Here is a 16,837-nt window from a genome sequence, read left to right on the forward strand (position 1 = left end):
CTCCACTTTGGCTACATGACTTTCGTTTTTTCAACCTCTTTAGCCATATCGTGGATCCGCCCGGCTATCGTACGCCGTAAAACCAGTCCGAGCACCAGGTTCGGAATCAGGAATAGCAGGATTATCACCAGGTTATAGGCAAAATCCCCTGCGTAAATCCCGGCGATAGCCGAACGCATCAAGTTAATCGCATAGGTGGCGGGCAGCCAGGGACTGATGTTTTGGAACCATTGCGGTAGCAGTTCCAACGGATAGGCTCCGCCAGCAGCAGAAATCTGTAACACCAGCAACAGCACTGCTAAGGCTTTACCCGCATTAGCAAGTGCCACGACGAGTGTATAAACAATAACGGTAAACACAGTGGAAATAACCCAGCCTGCCAAAATCAGCAGGAAGGGATGGGCTGGTTCAATCTCCACAAACACAATTAGCCCGACCATCAGCAATGTGGATTGCGCCATCCCAATTACCCAGAACATAAGGTAACGGCCCAGGTACTCTTGAGCCCCGGTAAATATAGGCTTTTTTTCTGCGGATGGAGTCGATACTGTTTCGCTAGGTTCCGTTTCCGCCCCTTCCAACCGGGAAGATTCCTCCGCATTCGCATCCGCACCAGTAGCTGCGTCAGGATCTTTCCGGGCTCCCCTGCTGGCCAGGTAGCGTTTAGCCACATTCTCAGAAACGTCAGTGCGCAGGAAAACCCCCGCCAGCAGCGCCCCAACCCACAGGGCTATAACGGTGAATAGCGGAGTCATCCCCACCCCAAAGGTGGCTACGGGGAACACCGCATTGCGTTTTACCGCTATGGGGGAAGAAATTAGGCGGGCAAAATCTTTGGGGTCAGCTCCCAGCGTGGTGGCGATTTTTTTCAAGTCCCCTTTCGCCTGGGCAGACGAAATCTGTTCCCGAGCCTGATTCAAGCGGCGGGCTCCGTCACGCATCCGTTTTGCGGTATTGTCCAGGGTTTTTTGGGAGCGACGCATACTCGCAATCATCCCGCCCGCACTGTCCGAAAGATCGGCTTGCACCTGCTGCAGATAGGAACGGAAAACCTTCACATTTTCTCCGGCAGAATCCAGATTTTTACGCAGACCTTCAATCTTTGGCTGTAAGTTTTTCTCAAAATTGGACCGAGCGGTGTCAATAGCTTTTTGCGCATCTGCTATGGCTTGGCGGGCTTTCTTTCTCAGGTCAGAATCTACAGTTACTCCCCTGCGCAGGTCAGCCGCAATACTTCCCAGTCGCTCCGCCAGGATTTGTTGACGAGCAATCGCCGCATCCATCTCGGCCAAGAATCGGTCGACAGCCGGATCCTTCCCTACTAAATCCGCCCCTTCCGACCCCAGAGCACGCTCGAGCGCGTCCCGCGTCTGTTGGAAGCCAGCGTTTTGCTTATCCAACAAGGTCTTAAGCTGTTCGACTGTGTCCGCACTGCTTTGGCTGGCGCTATTGACCGAATTCAGCAATTTGTCTAACTGCTTTTGCAGGTCGGAAATATTGTTTTCAGCCAGTCGCACAGCATCATCGAGCCGAGAAGAGACGGATGTGAAGGGATTGGTTGTTCCGGCGGCGCCTTTTCCTCTGGAATCAAATGTGGAGTCAACAGCCCCCTCGAAGGAGTCCTGTACCCCCGCAGCCAACTGTTTTGCTCCGGTGGCTAGCGGCACCGCCGAACCTATCAAAGTTGACAGAGCACTAACGGTATTCGCCCCGGAATTCAGTTCCGCAGATAGGGTTTCGAGGTGGTTACTCAGCCGATCCAGAGCTGCCTGAGTGTCAGCAGTGTCTATATAAGAGGACACGTCCTCAGCAATACCTACGGCCACTTCTGCCAAGGTTCGCGAAAAAGTCGTGTTGATTTGCGCGGTGACCCCCTGAGCGCCTTGCGTAGTGAGATTAGCTGAAAGCGGGTTCTTTTTTTCATTGGTGTGCAGCGTGATATTTGCCGGGGCAGCTCCGCCGGCATAGAAGGTAAACATGGACCGTGAAAAATCCGGTGGTAACACAATTGTCGCGTAATATTCCCCCGAACGCGCACCCTCCAAAGCCTTATCTTTGCTGGTTATTACCCAATCAAACTGGTCATTTACTGCCAGTTCCTTTAGCACCGTATTCCCCACATTGACTTTGACGTTCAGTATTTTACTGGTGTAACCCTCATCGGTGTTAGCCACGGCAATCTTCAGCCGTCCCGAATTTGAGAAGGGATCCCAGGTCGCCAGCACGTTGAACCAGGTGAAGAACAAGGGCACGGCAATCAACAGAACCATGGAAATCCGAACCATGATACTGCCGCGAATCTGACGGAAATCGTCTCGGATGATGAAAAGTACTTCGTTCATCGGGGCTCCTCGCTAGTTGCGGAGGCATCGGTTTCGCCAGCCGGCTTCTCAGTACTTTCATCCACAGCGTCTGCCCGCACAGACGCGCTAATGAGGTGACGTTTACTGCGGCTGCGGTAATCTCCGCTGCTTTGGCTCTCCGATCGATTTTCGGTTTTAGCAACATTCGTTTCTCGCTGGCGAGCTAGGCTCTCGAAAAGTTCATCTTCCGTCAGATGTGATAAGCTCTCGGCTCGTTCGATGGAACTCTTTAGTACCACTACGCCAACCAGAGTCCCCATGATGGCCACTCCCCAAATCGCTAGTATCCCCAGGAGCAGTGGCTTACTGGCGGAGGTGAGCCAGGAAATCATCCCGAGTACAACCAGTCCCAAAATCCCCACGCTGCTCACTCCATTAATCAAAGCGTGATAGCGGGCATTGAATTCTTCTTGACGTTGCCGGATACGGGTGGAAAATTCTTTCCGGTTCGCCAGCAGCGCAATGATGTTGCTCAAGCGGTAACCGCGACTTTGCAGCTGAACGTCTTCATTCACGACCAGTTCAGTGCGAGCCAAATCATCATAGAACAGCTGGGTGAAGTAACCGAAACGACGTCTCCCCACAAACCCCAGAAGGAACACAGCGACGCTCATAAGCAATAAAACCGTCATAACATGCCAGAAACGCCCGTGATAGAACCCACCGATAGTTTCTCGGATCGCGTCGATGCCGTAAGAAAACGGGAGCACCGGGGAAAGCTGGCGGAAAAATCTGGGCATGAGTTCAATCGGATAGATACCCGAGGCACCGGGAATCTGCAACACCACCAGCAATATTGCCAGGGCGCGCCCCACGTGACTGAATGCGGCTGCCAAGGCATAGATAATTGCCAAATAACACGGTCCGATCAGCATGGAAGTAGCGATGAAAGCGGGAACATTTGCCGCCTGCACTCCCAGCAGCAAACTGCCCACGCTGACTATCAACCCCTGCCCTATAGAAAGCACCCCGGAGAGCATGAATCGCCCCAGATAAGCCGAGCGCAAACTCAACCAGTCAAAGCCTTCTTTATCGACTTCTACTCGGAAAATAATGACCAGGATAAGCGCACCAATCCACAGGGAGAGATTGATGAACATGGCAGCCATTCCCGAACCATAAGAGTTGATGGGAAAAAGCGTCTGTTGGTCGAACTTTACTGGTGAGGTCAGGTAACGTCCGATATTGGTCGGATCCAACCCAATGATTGTTTTCAAGCTCCCCGTCCGGAGCGCGGTAGCGAGAGTTGCCACATCGGTTTGAGCTCCGCTGGTTATATTGGACAGCGCGTTGAGATTGCTCTGCACCTGATCAAGCACATTTTGTGTGTCTACAATCTGATCATCGATTCCGTGGGTCAGCGCCGAAATTTCCTTAAGGGAAATCCGCGCGGTACTCACCGCAGATTTGATGGCTCCCAGCTGCGCCGAAAGCTGCGTTACCTGGGCATTTAACTGAGATGCGGTTCGAGTAGACTGTTCGCGCAGATTAGTGGCAGCCTGTTGCGCGTTGGTCAGAGCCTGATCAAAGGATTTCATCAGTGCCTGCAAATCCTGGCTAGCCTTTGCCGCATCTGACCCAGTTTTCCCGATCTTGTTGAGCAGGTCCTGCATCTCGTTCAGCTGGGTTTTCAACTCCGCAGCGAGCTTTTGTGTTTGCGGGAATCCTTCCAAAACCGCAATCTGATCCCGCATTTTTTCTATCGAAGTATTCGCCCGTTTAATGCCGGATTCCAGCTGTGAGTCTATTTCGGTGAGTTTATTTGTCGCATTTGACACCGCCGAATCTGCCGCCGCCGAGGATTCATTGAGTGCTTTTTGGGCGTTAATACTGGCTTGCCCCGCCATTGCAGCAAATTCGGAAGCATCAGAGACGACCGTCCTTAAAATGTCTTGCGCATCGCTCAAAGCCGCGGAAACATCAGCCAATGCCGGGTCAGCTGCAGCCAGCGTAGCCCGGACTTTTTTCATAGTCTGTAAGGAACCCGTCAAAGATGCACTGGCGGAATCCAAGGTGCCTTGCGCATCGGTCAGATCCCGGTTAATACCGCTCAAAGCATCTAAAGCGCTGCCCTGAGCACCAACAACATTAGCGTCAATCTCTAAGGCACCGTCGCGTAAAGCCTGCGCAATGGCTTCTCCAACCTGACCCCGGAAAGTTGACGTGATTTGAATATCGAGTTCATTTGCTCCCACATCAGTAATTTTTGGCGCAATAGCGCCTTTCTTTTCATTCACGTTGTATTCGATGGTCGGCTGATCGAGTTTGCCACTGAAAATATCAACTAAGTCTTTACTAAAGGTCTTGGGGATGACAAAAGTCGCATAAACTTCCCCGGTTCTGATTTTGTGATTGGCTGTGGCTTGATCTGTAAACTGCCAGCCGAGCTGCTTATTATCTGATAATTTGTCGACTACCAGGTCGCCAACATTGAGCTCACCAGTCAGTGCGGATTCCGTCCCCACATCGTTATTCACTACTGCTATGGGCAGGTTTTCTGTCGCGTTATAGGGGTTCCAAAAGGCCAAAATATTTAGCCAAGTGTATAGGGCTGGAGTGACCAAGATACCGATGATGATAATCAGCGATCGCGGAACCGAAAAAATCCGCTTTACATCACGAGTCAGCACCCGCCAGCTATCTTTCACCCTGTAATCATAACCTTGTGTTGAAGTTCTGACAATGCATGTTGTTACCCATTTGAAATACTGCGCGGAAGAATCCGGGTATGCCTAAGTTTTGCGCGTTCACCGCCTGATTCAGGTCAGAGGCACACGCGTTGTCACCATCTTTTTTAGTCGGAAACACGCTTTTTAGCCTCCTGTTATCAATCTCCATTCACGCTGAAGCGAGAAAAATGGGGTTCCCTGGAGTACTTTTATCGAGCCAGCCCCGCACGCAAGCACGTCGCAATTATTGTCCGGTAGGGCGGAGGGTTTGTAGCATACGCTCTGCCCACTGGGCATTCGGCTCCACTTGGGAACGTATTTTTGAGACCGCCAGTTCATGTTCAGCAAGTTGAGCTGCCAGCGTTGCATCTAGGTGTGGAACTTTCATCTGGGCGGTACCGGGTACTAAATCTAGGCGCACACCCGCCAGTCCTAGGCTTCGCTGGAGGGGACCGGCGCTGGTAGTAACCGATTGGGCGCGTTCGTGGGGTGCGAAGGTAACTTTGCGCCGCAGCCACCCGTCACGGTAGATAAGCACGGTCGCGGTGGCAGCAAAGGCGCGACGAAAGCGCGCAAGGGGATCTAGAATCTTGGCTTTTTCGCTGCAAGGAGTGAATATAACTTTCGATTCCGAACCTGAGTTCTTGCCGTTAAAAGCCGCCTGCAGTAGCCTGTCGGCTGCTGCGCCCTCACTGGCCCCTAAATCTCGGATCGCCATCTGCAAAATAACTTTTGCCTGTTCCAAGGTTCCCACTGGCAAAAGTAGATTGTCGGCAGCTTGTTTCTTTTGGTTACCGCTGGTTTCCACCCCATGCCCGGCGAGGGTAACTTCTGCTTGCCACCAGCCGAAAGGTCTCCACAGTAGCGGTTGGATAAACCGGATGGCATGAATACGTCCGGGCGGCAAGGTCTGGGATTTTAGAGCGAGCAGACCCGAAGTAATCCGAATCCCATCGTGAGTGATATTGGCGCTGAAATTGAAACCGGAGTTAAAACGTGACCAGGCATAAGACAGTATCATCAGGGGAATAATTCCAATGGAAATAATGGTGGGGATAAGGCTTCCCGCGACTAACCCCTGCACAGTTAGATCCGCCATGATGAACACTACGATAGCGCCAATCGCCACAATCAGCGCCATTATCAGCAACCAGACCGTTTGCGAAGTCAACAGCACGGAGGCTATCAGACGTCCTGGTGAAACCCGATAAACTTCGTATTCGTCTGCGGCTAGGTGGTAGTCGTCCTCGGCAAAAAGATCGGTGCCAGCCAGGCCTTTAGCTCCCGTCTGTTGAGAGGTTTCATCACGGAGGGAGCGCCCAGCGATACGAGCTACTACTTCTCGCCGGGCCTGATCTAAATATTTATTGGCCAGGAACTGGATTTCTACCCGCGAGCCTTGGCCACCCGCGGACTCCACCCGCAGCGCTCCCAAGCCAAAAATGCGGGCAGCTAGCGGCCGATAAACATCTACTGATTGCACCCGATCCAGGGGAATCTTCCGGTGTTTTTTAAAGAAAATCCCGCGACGATATTGCACATCGGTGGCGGTTATTTTCCAAGAAGTCGCTCGCCACGCAAAGTAAAGGTAGACGATTAAGAGCACTAGTATCGCCAGCGGAACCGCTACTACCAGCAGCAATAACATGGGATGTCCCGGCAAATTCTCTCGGAGACTCTTGACCAGCATAATCAGGTTATTTAGCGATTGGGTAAGGACCACTACCAGAATGATCACTAATGCCTGCGATACTTGCAGTAGCGGAGTCAGCCAATGTACCCGACGCCAGGAGGAGTATTCTGCACTGCTGCGGCTATCGGACTCGGCCTCAGTAACAGACTGGTTTGTATCTGCAGTTACGGCGCGGTTATCCCCTAGAAGTTCTCGCGGGTTTTCCTTTATAAAATCGCGGTGTTGATCGGCCATCTAAATACCTTCAAGGTTGGCTTCGGCCAGTTCGGAGATTTCTTCGCGCAGCTGGGCGGCTTGTTCGCGGGGTATTCCCGGCAGCTGCGCATCGGTATGAGCCGAGGCAGTGTGCAGTTTGACCTGCGCGATCTCAAAGTGACGAGCAATCGGGCCTTCTTCTACATCCACATATTGCAGCCTGCCCAAAGGCACCACTGTTAGGGACTTAAACATTATTCCCCGCCTAATCTGTAGGTCAGTTCCGGTAACTGCCCACCCCATAGCGCGCACTTGCCGCGGAATTAGCCACAGCAGCCAAAGAGCAATTGCCACCACCACCGCGATTAGCAGGAGACCGATCCACTTTTGCGGCAGTAAGAAAAATAAAATAATCGCCACCGCAGCTGAGCACAGCAAGAAAAACGCCACAGCTGCCAGACGCACCTTTATCAGCTCTAGAGAAACCGGGCGAAACCTCACCCCTGCCGGCGCAAATGGATCTAACTGAGAAGAAACCATCAAAAGTCCTTTTTGCTTTCATATTATCAGCGCCGTCTGCTCCCCATAATTTGAAAACGCCTATCGCCTACGGCTCCTAGCTATCACCAAAAATGGATATGAAAAACCCCGGGCAGTTGAGGGGTGCCCGGGGTTTTTATCAGGTAGTAAGAGGATCTACCCGATCATGAAGGAACGTGTAAGGCTAATAGCACCGGCTGCACCGATACCACCCAAGATAACGATTCCGGCAAGGGAGCCGGCGCCGCCCATGCGGTCAATCGCGGAGAGATTGTTGGCCGCATAAGCCGTAGCATCAACATCGTTAGCGGCTAGGTTGCCGCTAACCTCGGTCGTGCGAGCCTGAATCTGAACGGTGGTCTGAACGCCATCATTGGACAGCCCTTCGGCAGCCTGTGCGGTCAGCACGCCAGCAGGAATCAAAGCCGCAGCAGCAATCCCGCAAGCAGCCATCTTCTTAATCGAAGTTCCCTTGTTCATTTCAGTCTCCCTCATGACCTGAATTCTTTCTTGTTGGTATTAATATTACCACCCGGTCAAATGAAAGCAAGCTAATAGCCCAAATTTATGCGTGATCTACGTCACATTTCGTAAAAACTTATTGAGTGGAAAGTCGTTAAGTTTTAATAAATCAACTTCTACCTGCATTAATAATCCCATCGTTGATTACAGATAGATTATTCTTTTAATTTTTACCATCTGGTAAGTAATGGATATTTTGCATATTTTTTCTTAGAAATCAAAGCTACATGGGCTCTATTTAATAACTTTCTCATCACTTCAAACCATTTGGTGCGTGGCGTCACATCAATTTTTATCGTTGCTTTTGGGCTATCCCTTCTAATATCCGCAACGCGAAACTCCGCCGGAAAGATTCGCGGTGAAGCCATTTCCTATAGGCACGTCCCATATAAAAAGAAGAACTCCCCCTGGCTTAAACCCACAACTCCGGCGTAGTTGATAACCTAAAACCGTGAATGACTTGGACAACTTCCTTCCATTAGCGGCGATGGCAGCCGCTGCACTTCCCGACACTGACTTCGTTTCGCTATGCTCACCACGGTTTGAAACCGAGGATCTGCGAGTATGCGCAGTCGAAGACACCGCTGATCGTAAATGGCTAGTTACCTGTCCCCTTACCGAACACAGCGATCTCCAGTTACAAATCCAAAGTCAGATTATGGAAGCGCTCTCCCATGATGGCGCCCGCTTACCCTTCTGCCTGCCTTGGCCCGCACATACGGTGCGGATAGTGGGAGGAAAACACGCCCTCGTACATCCCGCCTTCCCGGGCAGACCCGCCCGCTCTGAAGATTTGACGGTTTCAGATAAACTTGCCGCTTCTCTAGGAGGCGCGCTGGCCGCCCTACATGATCTTCCCGCCCGGGTTTTACAAGCTGCCGACCGCCCTGCTTTCACTGCCGATCAGATTCGGCGACGCTGGCTGAGCCTGCTAGATGAAGCCGCTTCCACCCAGGCCATTCCGCCGCGGCTCTGGCAACGTTGGGAGGAACGCTTAGAAGATATTTCCCTGTGGCGATTTGCCAGCGCCTTCATCCACGCAGATTTGCAAGAGGCATACCTATATATAGAGGACGAAACAATTACCGGGATAACCGGGTTTGGACAAGCTAGATTCGGTGACCCTGCCCGCGACCTAGCCTGGGTAGTTTCCTCCTCCTCGGATGAGTTTGCCCGCGAACTGCTAGCGCAATACCATCAGCTACGGCTATATGAAGACCCCAAACTTAGCGCCCGAATCGAGCTTAATTCCGAGCTGGTGCTCTTGGAATGGCTGATGCATGGAGTACGAGAAAATAACGAAAGCATTATTGCTGACGCTCGCGAGTTGATCTCGCAGCTGGCCGATACTTTGGATAGCACCGGGTTGCTACCCGCCCTCCGCGAAAACTCCGGGCTTGAGGATCCACCGGAGGGTAAGGAAAGCGAACAGGATGAACCCCAGCAGGAGGAAAACGGACAGGATCTAGAACAGTATCCAAAGGAGCACGAGGAAAACGAAACCAACGCTCCCGAAGAATCCCCCGCGAGTGAGCCTCTACCGGCTGATCACGACTCTGCGTCCAAAAACGAGATCGATCCGCCAGCTGCAGCAGAACAAGACGGGACGCCTAGTCCTAGATAAAGTCGGGGAATAGTTCTTCGAGCGTTTGCGGTAGATCTAGGCGCTTACGCCAATCGTCCAGGTCGCACAGCAAGTCGTAGCGCACAAAATATAGCCCGGCTTCGATATCTTCCAGTCGCAACCCGCGAGAATAGGCATACACCAAGCGATAAGTATTGATCTGGCGCATATAGTTTGCTACCTTCTCTTCACTTTCAGCGGCAATCTCGCCGGAACTATCAAAGGTTAAGGAATCAGTCTTCCAGTCAATGATCGTGGGCTGACCCGTGTGAGGATTACGCATAATCGCATCAATGCGTGCCACCAATTTGGTCTGCAAAGGAGCCGCGAACTCGATCTCGGACTCCAGATATTCCCACCCACGATCAGGATGTACTTTCCCGGATTTCCATTTCTGCTGTAACCACCGCAGCGATTTGGCCAGCCCGGCATCTAAATCCGGGGGCAAGGAATAAACAAGCCCGCGCAGCTCCTGATCTACCCATTCGTGGAATAAAGTTCCTAAAGTAGCGCCCCCGGTGGAAAATTCAGGCAGCGGGCGACGCTGACTGAGAGCAAAACCAGCAGGGTCCGCCTGTAGGCGCCTAGCTCGGGTAACTCCGCTAGAAATTGGCAACTCCACTACGCAGCGAGCTTGCAGTTCAGCTTGTTGATCGCGAGTTAGCTGTACCGCCTGCCGCATCCAACCCGAATGACTGCTTGCCATGTCTAAAGCTTCTTCTTCACTGCTGGTAGCTAAAAGCCGATTTAAGAAGGGATCATTATTAATCTTGGTGATTAAGCCACTAAGCTCGGACGCGGCACTTGATAGTCGCGATAGCTGCCCGGACGGGGGCGTAGGCCACAAGATTTCGCGCGGGGCCGGGTCCCAATCGTCATCTGCTGCCGGCTCCCGGTTACGAAGCTCCCGCATTTTTCCAGTGGTATCTATTTCCGCCAAAAATTGGGAAGGAACGCGCTCGGTTACGGTCGCGGCAGTATGCGCGCTCCCTCCAATTAGTAATTGCGACTCGGCGCGGGTAAAAGCGACATAAGCCAGACGTCGGTCCGCTAACTGCGAGGTAAAACCTAAAGCACACTTATAGCTGTCCAACACTTTGGCATTGGTCGAATATGGTTGACTTTCAAAATCGTAGTTGCTGTTTTCCAGGCCCCGCTCAATAGTAGGAAGCACTTGCTTGTCTGGACGCAGATCGTAGGGGATCATCGCAATATCCTTAATCCAAGACGATTCACTGCAGGTGCCATTTCCTACCTTAAAAGGCGATTTGGGAAGATTACCCTGATAGGTACGGTTCTCATCGAGCCCCGGAATCGCTACCCAGGTCCATTCCAACCCTTTGGCGGCGTGGATGGTCATGATCTGGATAGCATTCGGGTCAGGTTCTTGTAGCGGCATGTCTAGGCCGCTTCCCTGTTCGTCAGCTAACCTGAGCCAATCTAAAAAGCTCGGAAGATTTACGCTCACCCCGGTGGCTTCGTATTCGCGAGCGACCTTCACAAAGCTTTCGAGGCAGCGCTGCGATACTCCCCCATCGGGACGAACTTTAACGTCTAGGTCCAGGCGCAAGGCGAAAATAGTGCGTTGCACCAATAATCCCAGAGGATCATGAAGGTGACGGCGCACCGTAGCTAGCTGGGAGCGCAAGATATTCAGGCGCCGGTGTGCTTCCTCGCTAAACCCGCTGCCCGCTCCGGGGGGAGTCCACCCCGGCTCCGGTAAGTTATCTAGCGCATCCATTAAGAAGGCTGGAGGCTCAATGTCTGGGATCCCCTCGGGGTTAGCTAAATGTTTGGCCCACCGCCACAAAAGATCGATATCGGCCGGGCTCACCCCGCAACCACTGATTAGGCGCATAAGAGAATCGCCCCGGCCGGCATCTGCAGATACTTGCAGCGCGGCGATTACATCGGCAACTGCCGGGTCATAGATCAGTCCCGCTACCCCGGTGATTTCTACCGGAAGTCCTCGCCGGCGCAGAGCCTGGGTGATTAGCGGTCCTTGGGAGTGTTTACGCAGCAAGATAGCCCCCGTGGGTAGACTTTCCTGCTTAGACGCTGGCAGCTGTTTATTCTTGAGAGCTATTTCGTCTCGCCTGCCCCAGCGTTCGGCAAAAAAATCCGCCACTAATTCCGCTTCTTCTTCGCAGTCTTGTGCGAAGTAGAATTGGACTTTCCCGGGATCGTCTTGCTTTTGCGGACAGGTAACCAGCTCTTTAGCTTTGATAGCGGAGGGCGGGGCGGCGAAGTCCTCTGGCATAGGCGCGGAACCAAATTTATATTCCGGGCTAGGAACTGCAACCAGGGCTCTGATTTGTGCTTCAACTTGCTGCGCGCTTTCTCCTGCTGCGAGCTTACCTAAAGGCTGCACCACCTGGTTTGCTACCTGCAATATCGCTTCCCGGTTGCGGTAGGTGATCGGCATATCTTGAATATGATTGTTGGTTTCTTCGGCCGGCACCCCAAATTCGGTTAAAAAATTTCGCATTGACAGTTCGGAAGCTCCCCGCCAATCGTAAATAGCCTGATTGGGGTCACCGACTGCCATCGCTCCTTTACCGGTAAAAATAGTTGAAAATAGTTTAAGTTGCGCTACCGAAGTATCTTGAAACTCGTCCAGTAAAATTACGTCATAGCGCTGCCGGAGCGTTTTCCTAATATCGGGAAAACGCGCTACCAACATGGCCGCATAGTAGATTTGATCGGCATATTCGAGGTAGCCATTTTCTTTCTTATATTCTTCGTAGCTTGCAAAAATATCTAGCAGTTCTCCCCGATGGGTCAAAGACTCCAAGAATTCTTGCATACCGGCATTGGGTTTCTTGGAATTTCCTGCCTGCCTCCCCGAGCTATACAGTTCCCGCATCTGTGCTAAATCCGCTCGCAACTGCTCGCCATCTAATAGCTGGTCGCGTAACTGGGAGCCGAGAGATAAAGCATTGGCTACCGTCGTAGCAATACTCTTGTCGGTGGTCAGCTCCCCTGGCCATTCGCTGACAATCTCATACATAATCTGCCAGCGTCGCGCCTCATCCAAGAGCGTGCAGGCCGGGGAGACCCCCAGCCGAGAACCGTATTGACGCACAATTTGGTTGGCAAAAGCATTATAGGTGGCAGTTACCGGCAAAGTTACCCCACCAGTTTCACTATCGGTAAGATAGTCGGCCACCTCGGGAAAATCGGGATTGCCGGCCAGTAACTGCAGATAACTATGGAGACGGCTTCCCAGTTCGACATCGGCCTTATTAGAAAAAGTCAGCCCCAGCACCCGATCTGGAGCAACCAAGCCATTAGCCACCAGATACACCACGCGAAAAGCCATAGTGGCGGTTTTTCCAGCTCCCGCCCCGGCGATCGCCATCATCGGTTGGTCAATGGGGGCAGTAATAACTTTTTCCTGATCAGCGTTTGGACGATATTGCCCAATCGCTGCGGCAATCTGCGCCGGGGAGTAGCTGATCGTCTGATCGTTACTCATAGTACTTGTTCACCTTCGCTCTGTAGGGGACAGCAAGAACGCAGAGCACAGCGGTCACAATTTTGATTCTCAACTGCCCGAAATACCGATCCGGAAACCACCTGCGCCGCGTGCATAACATTGTCTACCAATAGTGCTTTTTGCTCATCAGTTAGGGGATTTTGCACCATTTCTTTAGGTATTTTTTCGTAATCAGTTACCCCGCGAGTTTTCCTAATATGTTTGGACAGATAGATCAAACTGGCGCTTTGAATCTGCTCGGTTGCTACAGCTAGCACCGGCGCCAGCACTTCCCGGGATCGCTGATTGCCTGCCTTTAGCGCGGCTTCTAAAACCAATTGATAGCAGGCAAGTTGCAAGTGGTCAGCGATTTCTCTTTCGGCGGGGGGAGTTTTACCCGTCTTAAAATCAACTATCCTAATCCCCTCCTCACCGGCTTCTAAACGATCTATCCGGGCGGCGAGCACCGCCGAGTCTGCTATAAACGCATAGGAACTAAGTTCGGTTACCGCCGGCATTTTATGTTCATCTAAATAACGGCTGAGGCGCCGCACCATTTCTTCTCGTTTTTTCCTATCCTGGCGGGAAAAGAAAGCTTTCGTTTCTTGCGGCCAGTGCGAGTAAAAGTACTCTAGGCGCTCCTCTAAGGTGCTATCCGTCATTTCTTCTGCAATTAGGTGCACTAGAGTGCCCCAAGCAGCGTTACCGGTAGGCTGAATTATCTGTCCTCCCCGCCGCGAAAGCAGCCAGCGAAACTCGCACTCGTTCAGCTGCTCCAAAGTAGAAGGAGATACAGCTGCCCGGCTACCGCCGACTTTCAATCCTGCCGGGTTGGTCCACCAACTTTTATCTATTCCTATCTGACGCCAAGTATTAGGGTTAGCGAACTCGGCTCCCTGGGAAGCTAGATACGCCAAAGTTTCCACCGCTTTTTGGCGAGTTTCGGGATCCGGTTTACCAGCCAGTACTGCCCGTAAATACCCCACCAAAGAACGTAAAGAGGGAAATAACTGCTGGCGACCAACATTCTCCGCAGCCGATTCAGCGAGAGTTCCTGTCTTTTGCTCCCATTCGCTGCCCAGGTATTGCGCGGCAACAAACTTACCTTTTTCCAAGCGTTTACACAGAGTCTCGAAAAATATCGAGGGGACATCCTCAGAGTCGGAACGTGCCGTTACCAGCATCTTAGTGCGAGCGCGGCTGAGGGCGCACCGGGCTAAGCAGCGTTCTGTCTCCAGGGCACGCCGGCGAGATTCTCCCGGAACTAGCTGCAACTTTCCAGTGGGGCTTAGTAGCGCATTCGCGTGCAGAAGATCAGAAATTTCCCCAGAACGCAGCATCGAACCCCGCTCTGATGTCGCCGGCCATTCTCCCTCCTGCATCCCGATTAATACGCAGGTATCCCAGGTGCGTCCCGCTGCTGAAAATACGGTTTCTAATGCTACCGCCGAGCCTACCCCGTGGGTTTCAGTCAGCACGTCCTCGGCTTGGGTTTGCCGCAAGAGCACCCTACAGTAGTCGCTCATATCAGCATTTAAGTGACGCTGTGACCAAATTTCGGCATGACGCACCAGGGCAATCACCGCGTCTAAGGCCTGATCGGCGAAATCTTCTCCGTCTAGAGCCCGTTTACACCAACCCTCTTCCAGATTTAACAATGACCAAATTTTTTCTAAAACCACCAGGGGCGGTTCCCGCAAAGTTGACACCGCCGCGGTTAATACCTGGTGACAAAGAATAAATATCTCTCCCCCCTCGACCATTTGCACCTGAGTAAGGGGGAAGCGGGGAGTGCCGATGGCAGCATAAAACTCTTCCATTTTGGCTTCTAACGCTATCCCGGCTCCCACCAGGGCACGTTCCAGGCGCAGCATCTGGAGGGAATCTAAGGAAAATAGCGGAGAGCGCAATAGGTTGCGGATGGTTTTACCGCGCGGGGAAAGCAGATTTTCATCTAGGAAATATTCTTCTCCAGACCAAGAAATTTCCTCATAGGAAGCATTGGGATCTCGCCTCGCGCGCAGCTCGGCGAGCTCGCGTTGTCCCGGCAAGGTGAAAAGCGACAATAGTGCGCCGGTAACCTGGTTAGCTTTGAAGAGTATAGGCCGCCGGCGCTCGTTTACCGGAATTTCTAGCCCCCGCAAAAGCGAAACTATTTCATCTATTTGGGAATGGTTACGGGCGATAACTGCCATATCTGTCCAGGCAATATGACGGTTCAAGTGCTGGTAGCGCAGGTATTCGGCGATGGCACGCGCCTGCGAAGACAGAGTAGAAAACTCCGCGAACTTTTGTTCCCGCGCGCTATCCGTGTCAGTCTCGCTAGCCAGCGGGTCTAAAAGGTTTAGTCCCCCGGGGGTTTCCCGAAAGGATTTATCCAGGGTTACCTGGGGGCATTTTAGCTGTTCTGCTAAGTATTTGGCACCGTGGGGATACCCGCCGCGGAAAGTTTCTACTGCCACCTGGGGGTTATAGAGGGCGAAAATTTTAGTGCCCCGCTTACCCATTTCTGCTAATAGCCGCACCGCAGAGGCAGGACAATCTTGCAGGTCATCCAGCACCACCCAATCTGGCAGCTGCGGTGGCGCTAGCAAAGCAGCGTCTTGTTCCCAACGGTTCAACACCTGTCCCGCGCGATCTTGCATCCGGGCAGCATCCCAACTGTTGTCTTTAAAAGATGGTTCATATTGGCTAAGTAACACCGCAGCCGCCTGCCATTCGGGAACCGCGAGTTCGCGCCCTAACTCATCTAGATTTTGGGCACTAATCCCCCAATGGGCACAAGTAGCAAACAGGGCACGCATTTCCGAGCAGAAGTAATCACTTTGTCTGACCTCGGGGCTAATATATTCCGGCCAAGGCGCCTCTACCTGTCTTAACAGTTCATGAATTCTGGCATCTTCTTGAGAACCGGTTAACAGCACCGGTTCTGGAAGCTGTTGCTGCCGGCTACTTGCAAACTGCTGTAACAACCGAAAAGCCAGGGCCGGCGGAGTAATAAAGGGACGAGAAATAGGTAAGTTCCGGCTAGTCCGGGCAGTATTTAGATATTCTGCGCGTGAGCGTGAAGGAGCTATCCCCACTATCTGCTTGCCGCGTTTATGCAGCAGTTTCATAGCGGCCAGAGCTAATACGGTTTTCCCACTGCCAGCAGGTCCACAAACTATTAGAGAACTGGGCGATTCTAGCTTGTCAAGCAGAGCCTTTTCCTTTTCACTTAGCTCCGGTATCTCCAATTCTTTTGGGAAAGGAACAGAGCGCAGAGAAAAGGTTGCCATGCGTGCAATTATAGGGAAAAGGTGCTTTCTCGGTATCGATTTGTTTTTAGCACCTCACCTAGATCCCGGCGCCCGCTAGTTACCTCCACAAAGTATCAGCTATTGCAGTTTGTTTGTTGCAGGCAAAAGCCCGGTATAAGAAGCTATTATTTTTTGAAAGCTTTAGCTGTTAGCAAGCAAGCGGGCACCTAGTCGCGCCCTACAGGTAGGATAAGGCTAGTAAATAGATAAACGGAGGGAAATGTGAATATCTCACTGGGGCTTAAAGGCGTAGCCAAAACTTTGGATCTGGAAGTAGCAATGGAAGCTGAACAGATCAAAGCTACCCTGCAGGCAGCTTTAGATAAACCGGAAGAGTTGCTCTCGCTCACCAATAAGCAAGGACAGCAGGTCCTGATCAACCCGCGAGTAATCGCCTACTGCCAGATAAGCGAGTCCCAGCCGCAACGGGTGGGATTTGGAATCGGGTAAGCAC

9 protein-coding genes are annotated in these 16,837 nt (G+C 52.2%); 2 read left to right on the forward strand and 7 right to left on the reverse strand.

Features of this window, described 5'->3' with window-relative positions:
* Nucleotides 1-11: 11 nt before the first annotated feature.
* The 5 genes from AC1EKS_RS05760 to AC1EKS_RS05780 form a co-directional block, all read right to left on the reverse strand.
* A complete protein-coding gene (locus AC1EKS_RS05760) occupies nucleotides 12-2,342 on the reverse strand; it encodes a YhgE/Pip domain-containing protein (protein ID WP_215522848.1) in 2,331 nt (776 codons plus the stop codon).
* A complete protein-coding gene (locus AC1EKS_RS05765) occupies nucleotides 2,339-5,011 on the reverse strand; it encodes a YhgE/Pip family protein (RefSeq protein WP_481009373.1) in 2,673 nt (890 codons plus the stop codon). The genes AC1EKS_RS05760 and AC1EKS_RS05765 overlap by 4 nt, the downstream gene beginning before the upstream one ends.
* 265 nt (nucleotides 5,012-5,276) lie before the next feature.
* Nucleotides 5,277-6,959 carry a PH domain-containing protein gene (locus AC1EKS_RS05770; RefSeq protein WP_481009374.1) on the reverse strand — a complete coding sequence of 561 codons (1,683 nt, stop codon included), beginning with the start codon at nucleotides 6,957-6,959 and terminating at the stop codon, nucleotides 5,277-5,279.
* A complete protein-coding gene (locus tag AC1EKS_RS05775) occupies nucleotides 6,960-7,460 on the reverse strand; it encodes a PH domain-containing protein (RefSeq protein ID WP_481009375.1) in 501 nt (166 codons plus the stop codon).
* A gap of 156 nt (nucleotides 7,461-7,616) precedes the next feature.
* Nucleotides 7,617-7,955 (reverse strand): hypothetical protein, encoded by a 339-nt coding sequence (locus tag AC1EKS_RS05780; protein ID WP_481010307.1) that lies wholly within the window; start codon nucleotides 7,953-7,955, stop codon nucleotides 7,617-7,619.
* Nucleotides 7,956-8,433: 478 nt separating this feature from the next.
* Here AC1EKS_RS05780 and AC1EKS_RS05785 point away from each other — a divergent pair, with 478 nt between their 5' ends.
* The gene (locus tag AC1EKS_RS05785) at nucleotides 8,434-9,606 is read left to right on the forward strand and encodes a phosphotransferase (RefSeq protein ID WP_481009377.1); all 1,173 of its coding nucleotides are present in this window, start codon (nucleotides 8,434-8,436) and stop codon (nucleotides 9,604-9,606) included.
* On the opposite strand, the gene AC1EKS_RS05790 is transcribed toward AC1EKS_RS05785, so the two are convergent.
* Nucleotides 9,599-13,084, reverse strand: coding sequence for a UvrD-helicase domain-containing protein (locus AC1EKS_RS05790; RefSeq protein WP_481010308.1), 3,486 nt, complete (start codon nucleotides 13,082-13,084; stop codon nucleotides 9,599-9,601). The genes AC1EKS_RS05785 and AC1EKS_RS05790 overlap by 8 nt on opposite strands.
* Nucleotides 13,081-16,362: a PD-(D/E)XK nuclease family protein gene (locus AC1EKS_RS05795; RefSeq protein WP_481009379.1), complete on the reverse strand. Its 3,282-nt coding sequence runs from the start codon at nucleotides 16,360-16,362 to the stop codon at nucleotides 13,081-13,083. The genes AC1EKS_RS05790 and AC1EKS_RS05795 overlap by 4 nt, the downstream gene beginning before the upstream one ends.
* 243 nt (nucleotides 16,363-16,605) lie before the next feature.
* Here AC1EKS_RS05795 and AC1EKS_RS05800 point away from each other — a divergent pair, with 243 nt between their 5' ends.
* Nucleotides 16,606-16,833, forward strand: a complete 228-nt coding sequence (locus tag AC1EKS_RS05800; RefSeq protein WP_481009380.1) for a DUF3107 domain-containing protein — start codon at nucleotides 16,606-16,608, stop codon at nucleotides 16,831-16,833.
* Nucleotides 16,834-16,837 lie beyond the last annotated feature (4 nt).

It is taken from the genome of Varibaculum sp. C0165D1 (assembly GCF_056590355.1).

Excerpts from the sequence above, each read along its gene's own strand:
- AC1EKS_RS05760 (WP_215522848.1), bottom strand. The coding sequence starts at position 2,342 with ATGAACGAAGTACTTTTCATCATCCGAGACGATTTCCGTCAGATTCGC.
- AC1EKS_RS05770 (WP_481009374.1), bottom strand. The coding sequence starts at position 6,959 with ATGGCCGATCAACACCGCGATTTTATAAAGGAAAACCCGCGAGAACTT.
- AC1EKS_RS05775 (WP_481009375.1), bottom strand. The coding sequence starts at position 7,460 with ATGGTTTCTTCTCAGTTAGATCCATTTGCGCCGGCAGGGGTGAGGTTT.
- AC1EKS_RS05780 (WP_481010307.1), bottom strand. The coding sequence starts at position 7,955 with ATGAGGGAGACTGAAATGAACAAGGGAACTTCGATTAAGAAGATGGCT.
- AC1EKS_RS05790 (WP_481010308.1), bottom strand. The coding sequence starts at position 13,084 with ATGAGTAACGATCAGACGATCAGCTACTCCCCGGCGCAGATTGCCGCA.
- AC1EKS_RS05795 (WP_481009379.1), bottom strand. The coding sequence starts at position 16,362 with ATGGCAACCTTTTCTCTGCGCTCTGTTCCTTTCCCAAAAGAATTGGAG.